General features: G+C 33.6%; 17 protein-coding genes and 1 riboswitch. Of the genes, 4 read left to right on the forward strand and 13 right to left on the reverse strand.

All coding sequences use genetic code 11. The annotated features are described in order from the left end of the window. Entirely contained in the window at positions 1 to 345 is a 345-nt protein-coding gene (locus GMC_RS0115410) for an L-rhamnose mutarotase (protein WP_029489824.1), read from the forward strand. 270 nt (positions 346 to 615) lie between these two features. Further along, on the forward strand, positions 616 to 918 hold the full coding sequence (locus GMC_RS0115415; protein ID WP_010522994.1) for a hypothetical protein: 303 nt from the start codon (positions 616 to 618) through the stop codon (positions 916 to 918). A gap of 481 nt (positions 919 to 1399) precedes the next feature. Here GMC_RS0115415 and moeB read toward each other — a convergent pair whose 3' ends face one another. The 11 genes from moeB to thiS all read right to left on the reverse strand — a co-directional run bounded on the left by moeB (position 1400) and on the right by thiS (position 10088). After that, a complete protein-coding gene (moeB, locus tag GMC_RS0115420) occupies positions 1400 to 2500 on the reverse strand; it encodes a HesA/MoeB/ThiF family protein (protein WP_029489825.1) in 1101 nt (366 codons plus the stop codon). A 48-nt stretch (positions 2501 to 2548) separates the two neighbouring features. Further along, on the reverse strand, positions 2549 to 3733 hold the full coding sequence (thiH, locus tag GMC_RS0115425) for a 2-iminoacetate synthase ThiH (RefSeq protein WP_010522996.1): 1185 nt from the start codon (positions 3731 to 3733) through the stop codon (positions 2549 to 2551). A gap of 14 nt (positions 3734 to 3747) precedes the next feature. Continuing rightward, positions 3748 to 4107 carry a four helix bundle protein gene (locus tag GMC_RS0115430; protein WP_010522997.1) on the reverse strand — a complete coding sequence of 120 codons (360 nt, stop codon included), beginning with the start codon at positions 4105 to 4107 and terminating at the stop codon, positions 3748 to 3750. A gap of 70 nt (positions 4108 to 4177) precedes the next feature. Beyond that, positions 4178 to 4942 (reverse strand): thiazole synthase, encoded by a 765-nt coding sequence (locus GMC_RS0115435; RefSeq protein ID WP_010522998.1) that lies wholly within the window; start codon positions 4940 to 4942, stop codon positions 4178 to 4180. A gap of 22 nt (positions 4943 to 4964) precedes the next feature. Next, a complete protein-coding gene (thiE, locus tag GMC_RS0115440) occupies positions 4965 to 5606 on the reverse strand; it encodes a thiamine phosphate synthase (RefSeq protein ID WP_010522999.1) in 642 nt (213 codons plus the stop codon). 27 nt (positions 5607 to 5633) lie between these two features. After that, positions 5634 to 6002, reverse strand: a complete 369-nt coding sequence (locus GMC_RS21840; RefSeq protein WP_010523000.1) for a four helix bundle protein — start codon at positions 6000 to 6002, stop codon at positions 5634 to 5636. A gap of 99 nt (positions 6003 to 6101) precedes the next feature. Further along, positions 6102 to 6866: a hydroxymethylpyrimidine/phosphomethylpyrimidine kinase gene (locus GMC_RS0115450; protein ID WP_010523001.1), complete on the reverse strand. Its 765-nt coding sequence runs from the start codon at positions 6864 to 6866 to the stop codon at positions 6102 to 6104. A gap of 47 nt (positions 6867 to 6913) precedes the next feature. Continuing rightward, positions 6914 to 7501 carry a thiamine phosphate synthase gene (locus GMC_RS0115455; RefSeq protein WP_029489828.1) on the reverse strand — a complete coding sequence of 196 codons (588 nt, stop codon included), beginning with the start codon at positions 7499 to 7501 and terminating at the stop codon, positions 6914 to 6916. A gap of 21 nt (positions 7502 to 7522) precedes the next feature. Continuing rightward, positions 7523 to 7876, reverse strand: coding sequence for a four helix bundle protein (locus tag GMC_RS0115460; protein ID WP_010523003.1), 354 nt, complete (start codon positions 7874 to 7876; stop codon positions 7523 to 7525). A gap of 45 nt (positions 7877 to 7921) precedes the next feature. Further along, positions 7922 to 9784: a phosphomethylpyrimidine synthase ThiC gene (gene thiC, locus GMC_RS0115465; RefSeq protein WP_010523004.1), complete on the reverse strand. Its 1863-nt coding sequence runs from the start codon at positions 9782 to 9784 to the stop codon at positions 7922 to 7924. Between the two features lie 100 nt (positions 9785 to 9884). Further along, positions 9885 to 10088 carry a sulfur carrier protein ThiS gene (gene thiS, locus GMC_RS0115470; RefSeq protein ID WP_010523005.1) on the reverse strand — a complete coding sequence of 68 codons (204 nt, stop codon included), beginning with the start codon at positions 10086 to 10088 and terminating at the stop codon, positions 9885 to 9887. 102 nt (positions 10089 to 10190) lie between these two features. Further along, a riboswitch (TPP riboswitch) is annotated at positions 10191 to 10285 on the reverse strand. 78 nt (positions 10286 to 10363) lie between these two features. On the opposite strand from thiS, the gene GMC_RS0115475 reads away from it, so the two are divergent. Both GMC_RS0115475 and GMC_RS0115480 read left to right on the forward strand, forming a co-directional pair. Then, positions 10364 to 11764, forward strand: a complete 1401-nt coding sequence (locus tag GMC_RS0115475; protein ID WP_029489829.1) for a sensor histidine kinase — start codon at positions 10364 to 10366, stop codon at positions 11762 to 11764. Positions 11765 to 11769: 5 nt separating this feature from the next. Then, a complete protein-coding gene (locus tag GMC_RS0115480) occupies positions 11770 to 12816 on the forward strand; it encodes an ATP-binding response regulator (RefSeq protein ID WP_029489830.1) in 1047 nt (348 codons plus the stop codon). A gap of 14 nt (positions 12817 to 12830) precedes the next feature. Here GMC_RS0115480 and GMC_RS0115485 read toward each other — a convergent pair whose 3' ends face one another. Next, on the reverse strand, positions 12831 to 14189 hold the full coding sequence (locus tag GMC_RS0115485; RefSeq protein WP_010523006.1) for a sigma-54-dependent transcriptional regulator: 1359 nt from the start codon (positions 14187 to 14189) through the stop codon (positions 12831 to 12833). A 235-nt stretch (positions 14190 to 14424) separates the two neighbouring features. Further along, positions 14425 to 14748, reverse strand: a complete 324-nt coding sequence (locus tag GMC_RS0115490; protein ID WP_010523007.1) for a hypothetical protein — start codon at positions 14746 to 14748, stop codon at positions 14425 to 14427. Positions 14749 to 15131: the final 383 nt, after the last annotated feature.

A 15131-nucleotide genomic window follows, 5' to 3' on the forward strand; every position in this document is an offset into this window, starting at 1 on the left:
ATGAAAACAAAAAGATATTGCTTGACCTGCGATTTAAAAGATGATCCAAAATTAATTGCTGAATATAAAGAATACCACGCTGCTGGTAAGGCTTGGCCTGAGATTACCTCTAGTATTAAAAATGCAGGGATTGTAGATATGCAAATTTACCTTTCGGGTAATCGGATGTTCATGATTATGGAATGCGATCATACGTTTGATCCTAATAAAAAAGCTGAAATGGATGCTGCCAACCCAAAAGTGCAAGAATGGGAGCAATTAATGTGGAATTACCAACAAAGTTTACCTTGGGCTAAAAATGGAGAAAAATGGCTTGAAATGGAAAAAATCTTTCAATTAGCATAGTAATTCTGTTGCTCATTCCGTATCAATCGGGGGGTAAAAATTGGTTTGAATTTCTTTTTTTTAACTTTCAAACGATTTAAAATTTCTTTTAATGTGTTGGTTAACTATAATTTGTGTTTATTGCCGATTTGTTTATGTTAAAATTCTTTTTGGAACATAATAATTTGTTTTTTGAATTTAATTTAGAAGACATTTAATTTGAAAATTAGTTGGTTATACTAGTTCAGGTTGTGTGTACTAAACATATAAATTATATCAAAATAAATAATTATGGAAGAATTATTACTCAAAACCAAAAGAAGAAACAACCAAAAATTAAGCTTAAAAAAAGTAGCAATTGGTTCAACGTTTGATATTTTTCAGTGGAAAAAACCATCAGCAACTACCAACGAGTATGAAATTAGTATTAACGGCAAAAAGTCAATCAAAAAAAGCGATTCTTCTTTGGTGCTTTTTTCCTGTCCGAAAAGTAATTTTAATGAGGGCGAAAATAAAATTTCAGTAAAGGTATTGTCAGGAAATAAACAAAACGTAACTGATGAACTAAAATTTAATTATTCTTTTTTAGGGTAATTTTGAAAAAATGAATACCAGTTTTTAATAAAATGTAAAACTAAATTACTAGTTAACTTTGTTTTATTATATAGTGTTATAGATTTAGCGACACTATTTCAAAACACAGATAGCTATAAATATAGTTTAAAAAACATTATTATTGATAAAATGGTATTGGAATCCAATTCTAATTTAAGGCGTTATAGTCTTATTTTTAATTGGATTCTTTTTTATGTGCTTAAATTCAGCTAAAGCAGTAAATGGTGTAAAACGCGCCGTTCCGAGTAATTACATTTTAATAATCTTTATGTTTGATATAGTTTTAGCCGGACTGTAATTATGTTTCGCATTGAATTTTAGTTAAAAATGAACCATTTAAACGGAAAATTAGCGTTTGAATAGTTAATTATTTATTTTAAAAAGGATATACGTTCTGGTTGAGGTTAAGTATAGCGCATGTATGTTATTCGAAAAATTAAGAATGTAGGTTTGCTTGCAATTAGCTGATAGAATTGATTGCTGTAATTCCTCCTGTTAAATTCAACAAGGTTTTTGGGTATTTGTTTTTCAATAATAATTCGATAGCTGCGGCACTTCTTTTACCTGAAAGACACATCACCACCAATACTTTTGAATTAGGAATTTCTCCCATACGTTTATCTAATTCGTCTAAAGGGATGTGTTGTCCGCCAATATTTTCGTCCTCATACTCGTGATAAGTACGCACGTCTAATAAATGGTAGTTCTCTTTATTTTTTAAATAAGCTTCCGCAGAAATTGTATTCATGTCATTCGTATTGCTTACACCACAAAAGAATTCATAATTACTTTCTAAGGTGGTGATTTTTATATCCTTATTTTTTTGGAAATGAAGTAGTTGTTGTTGTAAGCTTAAGGCATCAAAGTATAATAGTTTATCAACTAAAGGCGTACCGATACTTACAATTAATTTAATTGTTTCATTGGCTTGTAAACTTCCAATAATACCTGGGAGTACGCCTAATACACCCACATCGGAACAATTTGGTACCGAGTTGGGGGCAGGAGGTGTGGGGAACAAACAACGATAGGTTCCGCTGCCCTTGTAATTAAAAACACTTACTTGTCCTTGGAATTTAAAAATAGATCCAAAAACTAAAGGTTTATTAGCTAAAACACAAGCGTCATTGACTAAATAACGCGTAGGGAAGTTATCTGTGCCATCAACAATAATATCAAATTGGTTAAATAAACCAACGGCATTTTCGGTAGTTAAAAAAATATTGAATACCTCAAATTTTACAAATGGGTTTAATTTTGATAAGCGATCTACTGCCGAAGCGGCTTTAAATTGACCCACATCATCTGTAGTGTATAAAATTTGACGCTGTAAATTACTTTGATCTACTTTGTCACCATCAATAATACCAATGGTGCCTACGCCAGCAGCAGTCAAGTATTGCAGTACTGGGCAACCTAAACCTCCAGCACCAATAACAAGTACTTTGGCTTGTTTTAGTTTTAGCTGACCTTCCATTCCTATTTGATCCAATATCAGATGGCGATGGTATTGGTTTCGTTCATTAGAGTTTAGAGTTGTCGATTGTCGGTTGTCGGTCATTTTAGTGTATTCTTTTATGTGTTATCTGATTGCTGAAACCATTTTATTTTAGCGAAATGATTCCCAGTCTTTCCAAACTACTTCAAAACCTTGGTTTTTTAGCATATCTGCAATTTCTTCGGTTGGACGTTCATCGGATATTTCAAATTGTTCCAAACTTTGGGGTTCTACCACATAGCCACCAGGATTCGTTTTAGATTCGGCACTAATAGAAGTGATTCCTAATTTAACTACATTGTTCCTAAATACTTCACTTTCTCTGGTAGACATGGACAGTTCCACATCTTCATCCAATAAACGAAAAGCACAAATGGCTTGAACCAAATCAGGATCTGTCATTTCAACTTTAGGTTCTAATCCACCACTATGTGGACGTAACCTAGGAAAAGAAATGGAATATTTAGTTTTCCAATAGGTTTTTTGTAAATATTGTAAATGCAATGCCGTAAAAAAACTATCAGTACGCCAATCCTCTAAACCAAATAAAGCACCTAAGCCTATTTTGTGTACGCCTGCTTTTCCAAGTCTATCGGGGGTTTCTAGACGGTAATAAAAATTACTCTTTTTTCCTTTCGGGTGGTGTTTTTTGTATTCGTCTTTATGATAGGTTTCTTGATATACTAAAACTGCGTATAGTCCGCTATCAACTAAAGTTTCATAATCGGGCTGATCCAAAGGTTGTACCTCAATAGTAATATTACTAAAATGCTGTTGTATTAACTCAATAGCGTGTTTAATGTATGAAACTCCTACGGTTTTATTAGCCTCACCAGTAACTAGTAATATGTGGTCGTAACCTTTTAACTTTAGGAATTCAACTTCCTTTAAAATTTCAGTATCTGTAAGTGTTCGACGTGCAATTTTATTGGTCATACTAAATCCGCAGTACGTGCAAATATTTTGACACTCGTTACTCAAATACATAGGAACATACATTTGCATGGTATTCCCAAAACGTTTTTTGGTCAACTGACTGCTCAACTGAGCCATTTGTTCCAAATAAGGCCTTGCAGCTGGCGAAATTAAGGCCTTAAAGTCCTCAATGTCACGTTTTGAATTTGCTAATGCGCGTTCTACATCAGCGGCTGTTTTAGCGTAGATCTCACTAGTGATTTGATTCCAATTATATTGATCGAATGTGGCTTTAAAGTTATTTGCTGTTGGCTGTTGGCTGTTAGCTTTTTTCTCTAAAGAAATCCTACTTTTTAACATGTCAATTTTTGTAAAACTCATACCTGTAGAAATCTTTAAAAATTGCTTCTAATTTTAGATTGTAATGAATTCAACATTTTTCGTATTGAAATAAGTACTGCATCTAATTTTTCAAACTCTTCTTTTGTGATATAATTTAAATCTTTTGAAACTTCAAGTAAATAGTTTGATTCAGCAGCTGAACCAGACGCTATATTTAGAAAATTAGCGAATTCTTTATCCGAATGTCTTCCTGCTCCTTCTGAAATATTTGTTGGAACAGAAAGCATCGCTCTTCTCAATTGAGAAGTTAGTCCGTAAACTTCTTCCTTAGGGAATTTTTTAGTGACCCTATATACATCCAATGTTAATTTATGAGACTGTTCCCACACATTATATTTCTTATAATCTCTCATTTTATATTGATTGCAATGTTTATATTTTTAAAAATTAATCCAACGGCTAATAGCCAAAAGCAAACAGCTATTAACTCAAAAAACTCGTTAATGGACTACTCGCCTCGGCATGTTGCTTTACGGGAGCTAATTTAGCTTCGTAAGCCATTCTTCCTGCCTGGACAGCCATTTTAAAAGCTTTTGCCATTTCAACTGGGTTTTGCGAAACTGCGATAGCGGTATTTACTAAAACCGCATCAGCACCCAGTTCCATAGCATATGCAGCGTGTGAAGGGGCACCAATACCAGCATCAACTACTACAGGTACATTACTCTGGTCAATAATAATTTCTAAAAAATCCTGTGTTTTTAATCCTTTATTACTGCCAATTGGTGCTCCCAAAGGCATTACACATTGAGTGCCTACTTCCTCTAAGCGTTTACATAACACAGGGTCGGCATGTATATAAGGCATGACTATAAAACCTAACTTAATCAATTCCTCGGCGGCTTTTAATGTTTCAATAGGATCGGGTAATAAATATTTAGGATCGGGATGAATTTCCAATTTTATCCAATTGGTTTCTAAAGCTTCACGAGCCATTTGCGCTGCAAAAACAGCTTCTTTAGCATCTCTAACTCCTGAAGTGTTAGGCAACAAATTAATATGCTGATGCTTCAAATGAGTTAAAATATCATCCTGTTCATTGCTAACCTCAACTCTTTTTAAAGCTACAGTAACTAATTCACTTTCCGAAGCTACTAAAGCTTCTTCCATTAAAACTGATGAACTAAATTTCCCTGTTCCTGTAAACAAGCGAGAGGTGAATTCTTTATTTGCTATTTTTAATTTCATATTTCTAGCTGTTGGCTAATAGCTAATTGCTAAAAGTTTGTTCTATTTGTTCTATTCTTTGTTTTAACTCTAATTCACTTTCTCCAGTTAATAAACCAGAAACAGCAATATTAGATAATCCTGTTTTTGATAATTCTGGAAGGTCGCTTAATGTGATTCCTCCAATACCTACTACAGGCAATTGGAAACCTTTCAAAACAATCTGATTTACAATTTCAGAATATCCTTTCGCTCCTAAAATAGGGCTTAACTTATCCTTTGTTGTTGTAAATCTAAATGGCCCTAAACCAATATAATCTACTCCATCTTCAATATGCTGCAAACAATCCTCAAGTGTGTTTGCTGTTCCTCCAATAATTGCTTCTTCCCCTAATTGTTTTCTAACTTCTTTAGGGTTTGTATCTGTTAATCCAACGTGTACTCCATCGGCACCTGATTCTCCTGCAACTCCTATATTATCATTAATAATTAAAACCGCTCCATAGGTATCACATATTTTTCGCGCTTCTTTTGCTGCATTTAAATAATCCAGTAATTCAACATTTTTTAGACGTAATTGCACCCATTTACATCCCGATTTGCAAACTGCTTCTATATTTTGTAAATGCTCAGTGATGGTTTTTCCTTGGGAGATATACTGAAGGTAGGTTTTAGGTAAATTCATAGTAATAAGAAGTTAAGAAGTCAGGAGTTAAGAAGTTATGGAGTTAACAATTGCTTTGCAATAGGCATTTAGTAATTTGCTTACTTCAATCAAAAGAACCTTTTCATTATCAATCGTGTTCTTGTAATTTAAATCTTGGGTTAAAATCAAAAAATAACGACATTCTTCTAAAGAGCCTTGTGCGATATTAAAGAATCTAAGCTTGTCTTTCAGTCCTTTCTTTTTATATCCTTCTGCAATATTTGCAGCAATCGAGGTAACCGCTCTTCTAAATTGAATCGTTAATCCATAAGTCTCTTCTTTAGGAAAACCTTTAGTCATAGTGTATACACATAAAACAAATTGATGCGCTTTTTGCCACACTAATAAATCTTCAAAAGATTGACTTTTTTTCATACTTAACTTCTTTCTTCTTAACTTCTATTTTACAGCTTAACTCCTTAACTCCTGACTTCTTAACTCCTCACTTCTCAACTCCAATTTCAGCCTCTCAAATTAAAATCTAAAATTCCCTAATAGCTCTTTATTACTTCCCAAATATTTTTCTGTAAATCGCTTAGCGCGAAAGCAGCTTTTTAACAATGGAAAACCAAGGTTCAGATAAGCAGCCATAGCACTTGATAATACGCAACCGCTACCGTGTTTTGGGTAAACAGGATGGTATTTGGGGTTTATTGGATATTTTTCACCTTGTTTGGTGTATAAATAATCTTTTCCTTTTTCGGATTCGTTATGTCCCCCTTTTAAAAACAGGTTTGTTTTTTCTGTTATATGAGCAATGGTTTCTTCTATTGTTTTTGAAGAGTATAATTTTTGAATTTCATCATAATTAGGTGTCAATACATATATTTTTGACAATACTTTATCAAATATTTTTGAATCAAAATTTGTTTGAGTCTCAGCATGAAAGTCAAAATTTGTCGATGCACTTAAAACAGGATCTACAATTATTTTAATTTCTGTGTTTAATGAAATTAATACATCAATTATTTCGGACATTGTCCGCCAATTTTGAATAATACCAATTTTTACTACATCAATGTTGAAACGCTTAAATAGGGTTTCTATTTGTTTTTTTATGGTATCAATATCTGTCCAAATACAATCGATAAATGTAGTATCTGTTTGAATTGTATTTGCTGTGCAAACGGATAGCCCTTGACACTTTAAAGCTTCAAAGGTTTTACAATCGGCAACTAAACCTGCTCCACCCGAAGGATCAAAACCTGCAATTGATAATATGTAGGGTCTTTTTTTCATTTTATATTTAGTACAAAGTATCGAGTAGTCAGTACAAAGTCTTTTTATTATTGAATAGTGTCTTTTAACCTCTCAAAGCTCTTTAATACATTCTCTGATTTCCAAACACTCCCTAAAACCGCTACTCCATTAAATCCTAACTGATAAGCTTCAGAAATATTAGTTTCATTAATTCCTCCTAAAGCAATAATTCGTTTATCAATATGATTTACATCAAAACCTTTGCCTTCATAACCTTCTTTTGATATGGACGAAAAAACGGGGCTTAAAAAATGATAATCGAATTCGAACTCACAATTAACTAGGGTTTCCGGTTTATGAAAAGAACTACTAATTGTTTTGCCATACATTTCTAAGTTTAAAAAATAGCGACCAGGATTATCTATGTGGTTTATTCTTTTTTGTTCTGGAAAATGAATGCCTTTTAAGTTGAATTCATTTATTAATTCGTGAAAATGATGCACCACAATTCGGTTGTGATATTGTTTGTCTATTTGATTTAAATAATCACAATGCGCTTGATAATTTTTAGTAGGCTTCCTTAAATGATAATACTGCAAACCTTCTTGAAAAAGCTGATGTAGTATTTCAATTTCATTAGGAATATCATTTTCTGGAGCTATTAAAATTAGCATATAATAATTATGAATTTTCAATTACGAATTACGAATTGTCTTTTGTATGCTTCCAATAATCTTTAACAGTTCTTCAACATCATTTAATAGTTCTATTTTAACCTTCTCTGAAATATAATCGGAATCAAATAGTAAGCGTATCCAGTATTTACTTTCTCTCGCTTCTTTATAGGAAATAGACAATTTAGCATAAAAATCCTTTTTACTTTGACCTCCAATAGCCTCTTCAATATTTGCTCCAATTGAAGTTCCTGAACGCAGTAATTGTTTTGAAAGAACGAATTCTTTTTTTGATTCCATTAAAAACCGGCAATGTTTTACAATTTTAACTGCAAAAGCATAACTTTTTTCTTGTACTACATTACCAGTTTTCATTAGTCTCAATTATTCAATTCGTAATTCCTAATTAATCATTCGTAATTAAAGATAAACTTCACTTCCTTTTTCTTTAAACTCTTTTGATTTTTCTTCCATCCCTTTTTGTAGGACTTCGTTATCGTCAGAAATTTTATTTTCGGCAGCAAAATCACGTACTTCCTGCGAAATTTTCATAGAGCAGAATTTAGGTCCACACATAGAACAGAAGTGAGCTACTTTTGCACCATCGGCAGGTAAAGTTTCATCATGATATTCACGAGCACGTTCTGGATCTAAACCTAAATTAAATTGATCTTCCCAACGGAACTCGAAACGTGCCATACTTAAGGCATTATCACGGTGTTGTGATCCTGGGTGTCCTTTAGCTAAATCGGCAGCATGTGCCGCTAATTTATACGTAACTACTCCCACACGTACGTCCTCTTTATTAGGTAAACCTAAGTGTTCTTTTGGTGTTACATAACATAACATAGCACAACCGTACCAGCCAATCATGGCTGCTCCAATACCCGATGTAATATGATCGTAACCTGGAGCAATATCAGTAGTTAAAGGGCCTAAAGTGTAAAAAGGCGCTTCGTCACAAACTTCGATTTGCTTTTCCATATTCTCTTTAATCATGTGCATTGGCACGTGACCTGGACCTTCGATAAAGCATTGCACCTCGTGCTTACGGGCAATTTGCGTAAGTTCACCTAAAGTTTCTAACTCAGCAAACTGAGCTTCGTCATTGGCATCGGCAACTGATCCTGGACGTAAACCATCTCCTAGAGAAAAGGCTACATCGTATGATTTTAATATTTCACAAATTTCTTCGAAATGCGTGTATAGGAAACTTTCTTTATGGTGTGCTAAACACCATTTTGCCATAATGGAACCACCACGAGATACAATACCGGTAACACGATTGGCGGTCATAGGTACATAACGTAATAACACACCAGCATGGATAGTAAAGTAATCTACACCTTGTTCGGCTTGCTCAATTAAGGTGTCACGGAAAATTTCCCAAGTTAAATCCTCGGCTACTCCATTTACCTTTTCTAAAGCTTGGTAAATGGGTACGGTACCAATTGGCACTGGAGAGTTACGTACAATCCATTCACGTGTTTCGTGAATGTTTTGTCCTGTAGACAAGTCCATAATATTATCTGCGCCCCAACGACAAGCCCAAACGGCTTTTTCAACTTCTTCTTCAATAGATGAAGTGGTGGCAGAGTTTCCAATGTTAGCATTAATTTTCACCAAAAAGTTACGTCCTAAAATCATAGGCTCAGCTTCGGGGTGATTTATGTTTGAAGGGATTACAGCACGTCCTCTAGCTACTTCTTCACGAACAAACTCAGGAGTAATTTTTGCTGGAATTGAAGCACCAAAGTGTTCTCCTTTGTGTTGCTTTCTAATTTCGGTCATTTCGTCAATTCGTTGATTTTCACGAATAGCGATGTATTCCATTTCGGGCGTAATAATTCCTTTTTTTGCGTAATGTAATTGCGTTACATTTTGTCCTTTTTTAGCACGTTTAGGTTTGTGTTTAAGGTCAAAACGCATGTGGTCTAAACTTTTGTCGTTTAAACGCTCATTACAATATTTAGATGAAAAAGTATCCAATTCTTCTACATCACCACGATCTAAAATCCATTGCTCTCTTATGCGCTCAATACCATTGTGAACATTGATTTCCTTGTTAGGATCGGTATAAGGTCCTGAAGTATCATATACGGTTACAGGTTCGTTAGGTGTTTTCTTTTTGGTTAACGAATCGGTGGTGTCGCTCAAAGCTATTTCGCGCATAGCCACTTTAATCTGTGGGTGAATTTTCCCTTGTAGATAAACCTTTTTTGAATTAGGAAAAGGCTTTCTGGTAATTTGTCCTTCTTTTGGTGCAGTGTCTTTACTTTTCATTATTATGGCTATTGGCTAACGGCTTTTGGCTTTTAGCAATTAATATTTGTTTTTTCGTGGTTGAAGCTAATGGCTATTAGCCAATAGCAAATGGCTGAATTTACCCCCCTTGAGTAGCTTGAATAATAGTAACGGCATCACTATTATTAAGCTGGGTTTCTTTCCAATTATTTTTTGAAATTATTTGGTTATTAATAGCTACCGCTATACCTTGTTTGGAAATTGCTAATTGATTTAAAAGCGTGTCCAATGAGGTGGTGGGTGCTATTGTTTTAGGTTTGTGATTAACGTTTATATGTATCATTTTTAGGATTTTGGCTAGTAGCAATAAGCTAAAAGCGTTCCGTTAATAATTTTATAAACTTTAGAAATAAACTAAATAATATAGTTTAAAAAAGAATAGACGCACTTGGTGCTGACTTTTCCCTTCGTCGGTACTAACCGTATCAGGTTCAAAGGGTATTTCTCAGTTCAACTTAATGAACACCCCTAAAGTTTGAAACAAAAGTAATGAAAATAAGATGATCATATATTAATAAAACTTAAAAAAGCGTTAAAGTAATAGCAGTCCTTATATAAATGATTACTTCAAAAAACAAAATTACTACTAAACTAGTTATCAGTTACCTTTTGGCGATTTCGTTAAGTGTCATTGCTTTTGTGCTGTTTTACCAACAATTGTCCAACTTCGCCAATATTACAAAAGGGGCGCCTAATAGGAATGAGCATGTTTTTTTGATTAGCAAAACCATAACTAATTTGTATGAAATTGAAGCGTTAGGAAGGAATTTAATTAGTAAAAAAGATTCAACAGACTTTGATTTGTATCAAACAAAAGTGGAAGAAATTAATGACGCTATTGATCAGCTAGTTAAAAAATATCCCGATAGTAGCCGAAGGATTCAAATAAACAGTATCAAAGACTTGCTACGCCGGAAAAATATTAGTGTTGCGCAACTCACCGAAATTTATACTACAAAAAGTACTGAGGATTTTTACACCGCAGCGGTTAAGGAACTAAAACAGGTAGATCCTACCTTTAAAAGTTATAAGTACACAAACAGGTTTAAAGAGTTCAAACCTCACCAAAGACGCTATTTAATCAAATTACTCGATTATTCAAAACGAGATAATGAAAATAAAATCAGTAATAAAACGGTGGATTCTATTGCGGAGTCAGTAACCAATGTGCTTATAAAACTGGCACGGAAAGAACAAGCGATACAAAAACGAATACAATCCAAAGAGCAGGAGATTATTGAAAATGACCGTGTATTAACCTCACAAATGCGATCCATGCTAACCGATTTGGAATGGCAGGAGTTGCAGCTAGCGGCTAAACGGGAGCAGGAATCTCAAAAAGTACTTTCCCAAACTTCGCGAATCATACTTTTTTCTACACTATTGTCATTACTAACTGCGCTTACATTTATTTATTTTATTAATAAGGATGTAAAAAAGAATACCAAACAGCAGCAACAGTTAGCGGAATCAAAAGCTTATGCGGAACAGCTATTAAAAAGTAAGGAAAACCTAATGAATATGGTGACGCATGATGTGCGCGCACCTTTGCATAGTATCTTAGGATATTTAGAACTGCTCTCAAATAGTAACATACAGGAAAAGGAATTACATTACATTAATCAGGCGCAAAAATCATCAGATTATATGCTGCATTTGGTAAATGATTTACTTGATTTTTCAAAAGTAGAGGCAGGAAAATTATCCATTGAATCGGTAACGTTTCAGCCAAGCGTGGTTATTGAAAATGCTATTAAACAATCAATTCCTTCGGAAGACGTAAAAAACCTCGAAATAGATGTCAATATTGATGCGGCACTTAAAAGGCTTTTTTTAAGCGACCCTTACCGCATAAAGCAAATTGCCATAAATTTAATTAGTAATGCCTATAAGTTTACACCATCGGGTTTTATTACAATTGATGCTCACTTAGTTCCTAAAAACAAAAAAATTACCTGAAGTTTATGGTTTCTGACTCAGGAATTGGAATTACAGAAGAAAAACAGAAACATATTTTTGATGCATTCTCTCAAGGTGATATTAGCACCACAGTTTATGAAGGTTTTGGATTAGGATTATTTATTACTAAAAGCTTGGTAGACTTGCTAAGAGGTACACTTACGCTAGAAAGTGAATTAGGTAAAGGGAGTACTTTTGTTTGTTATTTACCTTTGCAGGAAACGAATACCACTGCGCAAGAAGCCAAACAAAAAAACGCGATAACAAGTAAAGATTTAGTAAGTATAAAATCCATTCATATATTAATTGTAGACGACGATTCATACCAACTAGGTTTTTTGCAAGAAATTTTAAATCATTATAAAATACCACATACAGCGTTTCATGATGTTGAAGAAGCAGTTGCTTTTGCTCAAAATGAAAAGCCAAACCTTATTTTTACGGATATTCAAATGCCAATTCATGATGGATTTGACTTTTTAAAGTTATTAAATGCAAACCCTATTACTGCTAAAATTCCTGTAGTTGCCCTTACGGGAAATACCGAAAAGTCAGCTCAGGAATATATTGAAAAAGGCTTTGCTAATCGGTTGTTAAAGCCTTACAAACCAGATCATTTGATAGCCACTATAAAAGAAATTATTAATGTAGAAATTTTACCGTCATCAATAAGATCATTGCCACAATTAAACTTGGTCACCTCAAGCTATGATTTGACCGATATGTCATTATTTTTAGAACAGGATATGGATGCAGTAAAAAAAATACTAGGTACATTTTTAGTGATTACTCAGGAGCGTATTGTAAAGTGGGAGCAAGCCATTTCTAAAAAAGATTTTGAAACATTAAAGGATTTGGCACATAAAATGAATCCTATGTTTACGCAAGTTAAAGCCGAATCAGTGTATAAAAACCTCAGAGTAATTGAACGAACTAAAGAAAATGAAACTATCGGCTTTTATGGTTTGTGTGATGAAACGTTACAAGCAATAAAAACAACCATAGGAGAGTTGGAATTATTTATGGCAACCGATGTTGGGGTTGAGGTATAAAAATAACTCCTAATTTAGTTCAGGTTAATATTGTATCGTTTCAATTTGTTATACAATGTTTTGCGATCAATTTTCAATAACTTTGCTGCTTTGGCTTTATTGCCGTTGGTAAGTTTTAATGCACGTTCAATAAGTACCGTCTCATTTTCTGAACTTTGTAATGGGGGTAGCGTTTCACTAATTGCATTACTTGATCTTATATGTTCTGGCAAGGTGTTTACCTGTATTGGTTGATTTGAAGCCGAAAGTAAAACAGCACGTTTAATTACATTTTGAAGTTCTCGTAAATTACCTGGCCAGTTGTATTTTTTAAAGGCATCAAGTGTTTTGTCATCCAAACCAATGCAATTTTTGTCTAGTTCTACATTTGATTTTTCAATAAATGAATTTGCAAAAAGCGATAAATCCTCGTGCCTGTCCCGTAAAGAAGGAACATGTATTGAAAACTCATTAAGTCGGTGTAACAAATCCTCTCTAAAATTGCCTTTTTCAGCCGCTTTAGTTAAGTTGCTATTAGTTGCTGCTATAATTCGGATATCAACATTAATTTCTGTTTGACTTCCAATGGGTCTTATTTTGCGTTCCTGAATAGCGCGTAAAAGCTGTATTTGCAATTCATAACTCAGGTTTCCTATTTCATCTAAAAATAGGGTGCCACCATTAGCCGTGCTAAAATGGCCTTTTTTGTCCGATAGTGCTCCAGTAAATGATCCTTTAATATGTCCAAAAAATTCGCTTGAAGCAATCTCTTTTGGTATCGCGCCACAATCAACAGGCACAAAAGGTTTATCTGATCGCGTACTCAAATCATGTATAGTTTTGGCTATGTTTTCTTTTCCAGTACCACTTTCGCCTATAATGAGTACGGACATAGGAGTTGGAGCCACTAATTCAATATATTCATGTAATTTTTTAGAAGCAGGACTGGTACCTTTAATAAATTTGGTAGATAATCCAGCCTCCGTTTTTTGCTTAGAATTAATTTCTTTAGGCGCAGTTACGGGTGTTGTTTTGCTATTAAAGGCTTTTTCAATAACGGAAAGCAATACTGTGGGCTGAATTGGTTTTTCCAAATAATCAATAGCTCCTAATTTTATGGCATTTACAGCAAGATTAATTTCGGCATAACTCGTCATCATTACTATAGTAGTATTGTCATGCTCTTTAACGAAAGGTATAATTTCAAGGTCTTCACTATCGGGCAAACGCATATCCGATAGTACCAAATCAATTGTATGTTCTAAAAGTTTCTTTTTGGCTTGTTCAAACGAGCCAGCAATTGATACCTGAAATCCTTTTTTAGTTAAAAAAGTTTCTAGTAAATTACTAAAAGAAATATCATCTTCTACAATTAAAATATGTTTGGACTTCATAAAAACTATCGACGTTAACGCTTAATATTTTTTCAAATACTAAAATAAGTTTCAAGATAGTATTTTTTTAAATAAGTATATTTTATTTTAAAAGATGAATACGATATAATGAGTAAGGTCGTTCAATAACATGAACGACCAAACCGAACTAAACATATAAACTATATCATACCTAAAAAACACGTCTTGGACAGTAAGTGATTTTAGGTTTGATATCGTTCAAAAACATCGAAAACTATTCTTGTTCTTTAGTTTCCATGTCTAACCACTCTCCTTTAGCGTTAGCGTATAAGATGGTAGAATCTTCACCTTGTGTATCAAGAACCAACTTGTATGCACCATCTTGATTAACAAACGCCTTAGAAATAGTAGCTCCTTCATGTTCTTTTTGTACAGCTTCAACAACTAATTTTGGTAAGGTAGCAACGTCAATTTCCAAGAAATCTTCGATTGCTAACTGTATATCATTATTTGTTGACTGCACTGAAAAATTAGCTGCAAACACTTGTGTTGAGAAAGCGACGATAGCTGCTAGAGCTGTTAGTTTTAAGTTTTTCATTGAGTCAATGTTTAAATATTGTGTAAATAAGTTTGAGTATTAGTAGTATAGAAATAGTTATGCCATTATTTTTTTTAAGGCTTAAAATCCATGTAAACCCAACGAACAAGGGGGTTTAACGTGTTTTTAATTGTTTATTTAAAAAATTAATTTATTGGGTAAAGTGAGCAAATGTGTGGAAAAATTCTACACTTTAAGTGTGGAACTCGCTGTTTATCAGCTGTTGTAGTAATTGTTTTTCTCCGTTGACTCATTAAAACAATGCATTCACTAAAAAAATTGATGCATTCACATTTAACTTAAAAGTAAAAATAAGACAAATATCACTGTTTAAACGCTGCCAGTACTACAAAAGTATAATTTGATATGTTGTATAGGTATAA

The organism is Aquimarina agarivorans (genome assembly GCF_000218485.1).
Taxonomy (GTDB): domain Bacteria; phylum Bacteroidota; class Bacteroidia; order Flavobacteriales; family Flavobacteriaceae; genus Aquimarina; species Aquimarina agarivorans.

What these genes read in the sequence shown, in the direction of transcription:
- GMC_RS0115410 (WP_029489824.1), top strand. Translation starts at nt 1, where the DNA reads ATGAAAACAAAAAGATATTGCTTGACCTGCGATTTAAAAGATGATCCA.
- GMC_RS0115415 (WP_010522994.1), top strand. Translation starts at nt 616, where the DNA reads ATGGAAGAATTATTACTCAAAACCAAAAGAAGAAACAACCAAAAATTA.
- moeB (WP_029489825.1), bottom strand. Translation starts at nt 2,500, where the DNA reads ATGACCGACAACCGACAATCGACAACTCTAAACTCTAATGAACGAAAC.
- thiH (WP_010522996.1), bottom strand. Translation starts at nt 3,733, where the DNA reads ATGAGTTTTACAAAAATTGACATGTTAAAAAGTAGGATTTCTTTAGAG.
- GMC_RS0115430 (WP_010522997.1), bottom strand. Translation starts at nt 4,107, where the DNA reads ATGAGAGATTATAAGAAATATAATGTGTGGGAACAGTCTCATAAATTA.
- GMC_RS0115435 (WP_010522998.1), bottom strand. Translation starts at nt 4,942, where the DNA reads ATGAAATTAAAAATAGCAAATAAAGAATTCACCTCTCGCTTGTTTACA.
- thiE (WP_010522999.1), bottom strand. Translation starts at nt 5,606, where the DNA reads ATGAATTTACCTAAAACCTACCTTCAGTATATCTCCCAAGGAAAAACC.
- GMC_RS21840 (WP_010523000.1), bottom strand. Translation starts at nt 6,002, where the DNA reads ATGAAAAAAAGTCAATCTTTTGAAGATTTATTAGTGTGGCAAAAAGCG.
- GMC_RS0115450 (WP_010523001.1), bottom strand. Translation starts at nt 6,866, where the DNA reads ATGAAAAAAAGACCCTACATATTATCAATTGCAGGTTTTGATCCTTCG.
- GMC_RS0115455 (WP_029489828.1), bottom strand. Translation starts at nt 7,501, where the DNA reads ATGCTAATTTTAATAGCTCCAGAAAATGATATTCCTAATGAAATTGAA.
- GMC_RS0115460 (WP_010523003.1), bottom strand. Translation starts at nt 7,876, where the DNA reads ATGAAAACTGGTAATGTAGTACAAGAAAAAAGTTATGCTTTTGCAGTT.
- thiC (WP_010523004.1), bottom strand. Translation starts at nt 9,784, where the DNA reads ATGAAAAGTAAAGACACTGCACCAAAAGAAGGACAAATTACCAGAAAG.
- thiS (WP_010523005.1), bottom strand. Translation starts at nt 10,088, where the DNA reads ATGATACATATAAACGTTAATCACAAACCTAAAACAATAGCACCCACC.
- GMC_RS0115475 (WP_029489829.1), top strand. Translation starts at nt 10,364, where the DNA reads ATGATTACTTCAAAAAACAAAATTACTACTAAACTAGTTATCAGTTAC.
- GMC_RS0115480 (WP_029489830.1), top strand. Translation starts at nt 11,770, where the DNA reads ATGGTTTCTGACTCAGGAATTGGAATTACAGAAGAAAAACAGAAACAT.
- GMC_RS0115485 (WP_010523006.1), bottom strand. Translation starts at nt 14,189, where the DNA reads ATGAAGTCCAAACATATTTTAATTGTAGAAGATGATATTTCTTTTAGT.
- GMC_RS0115490 (WP_010523007.1), bottom strand. Translation starts at nt 14,748, where the DNA reads ATGAAAAACTTAAAACTAACAGCTCTAGCAGCTATCGTCGCTTTCTCA.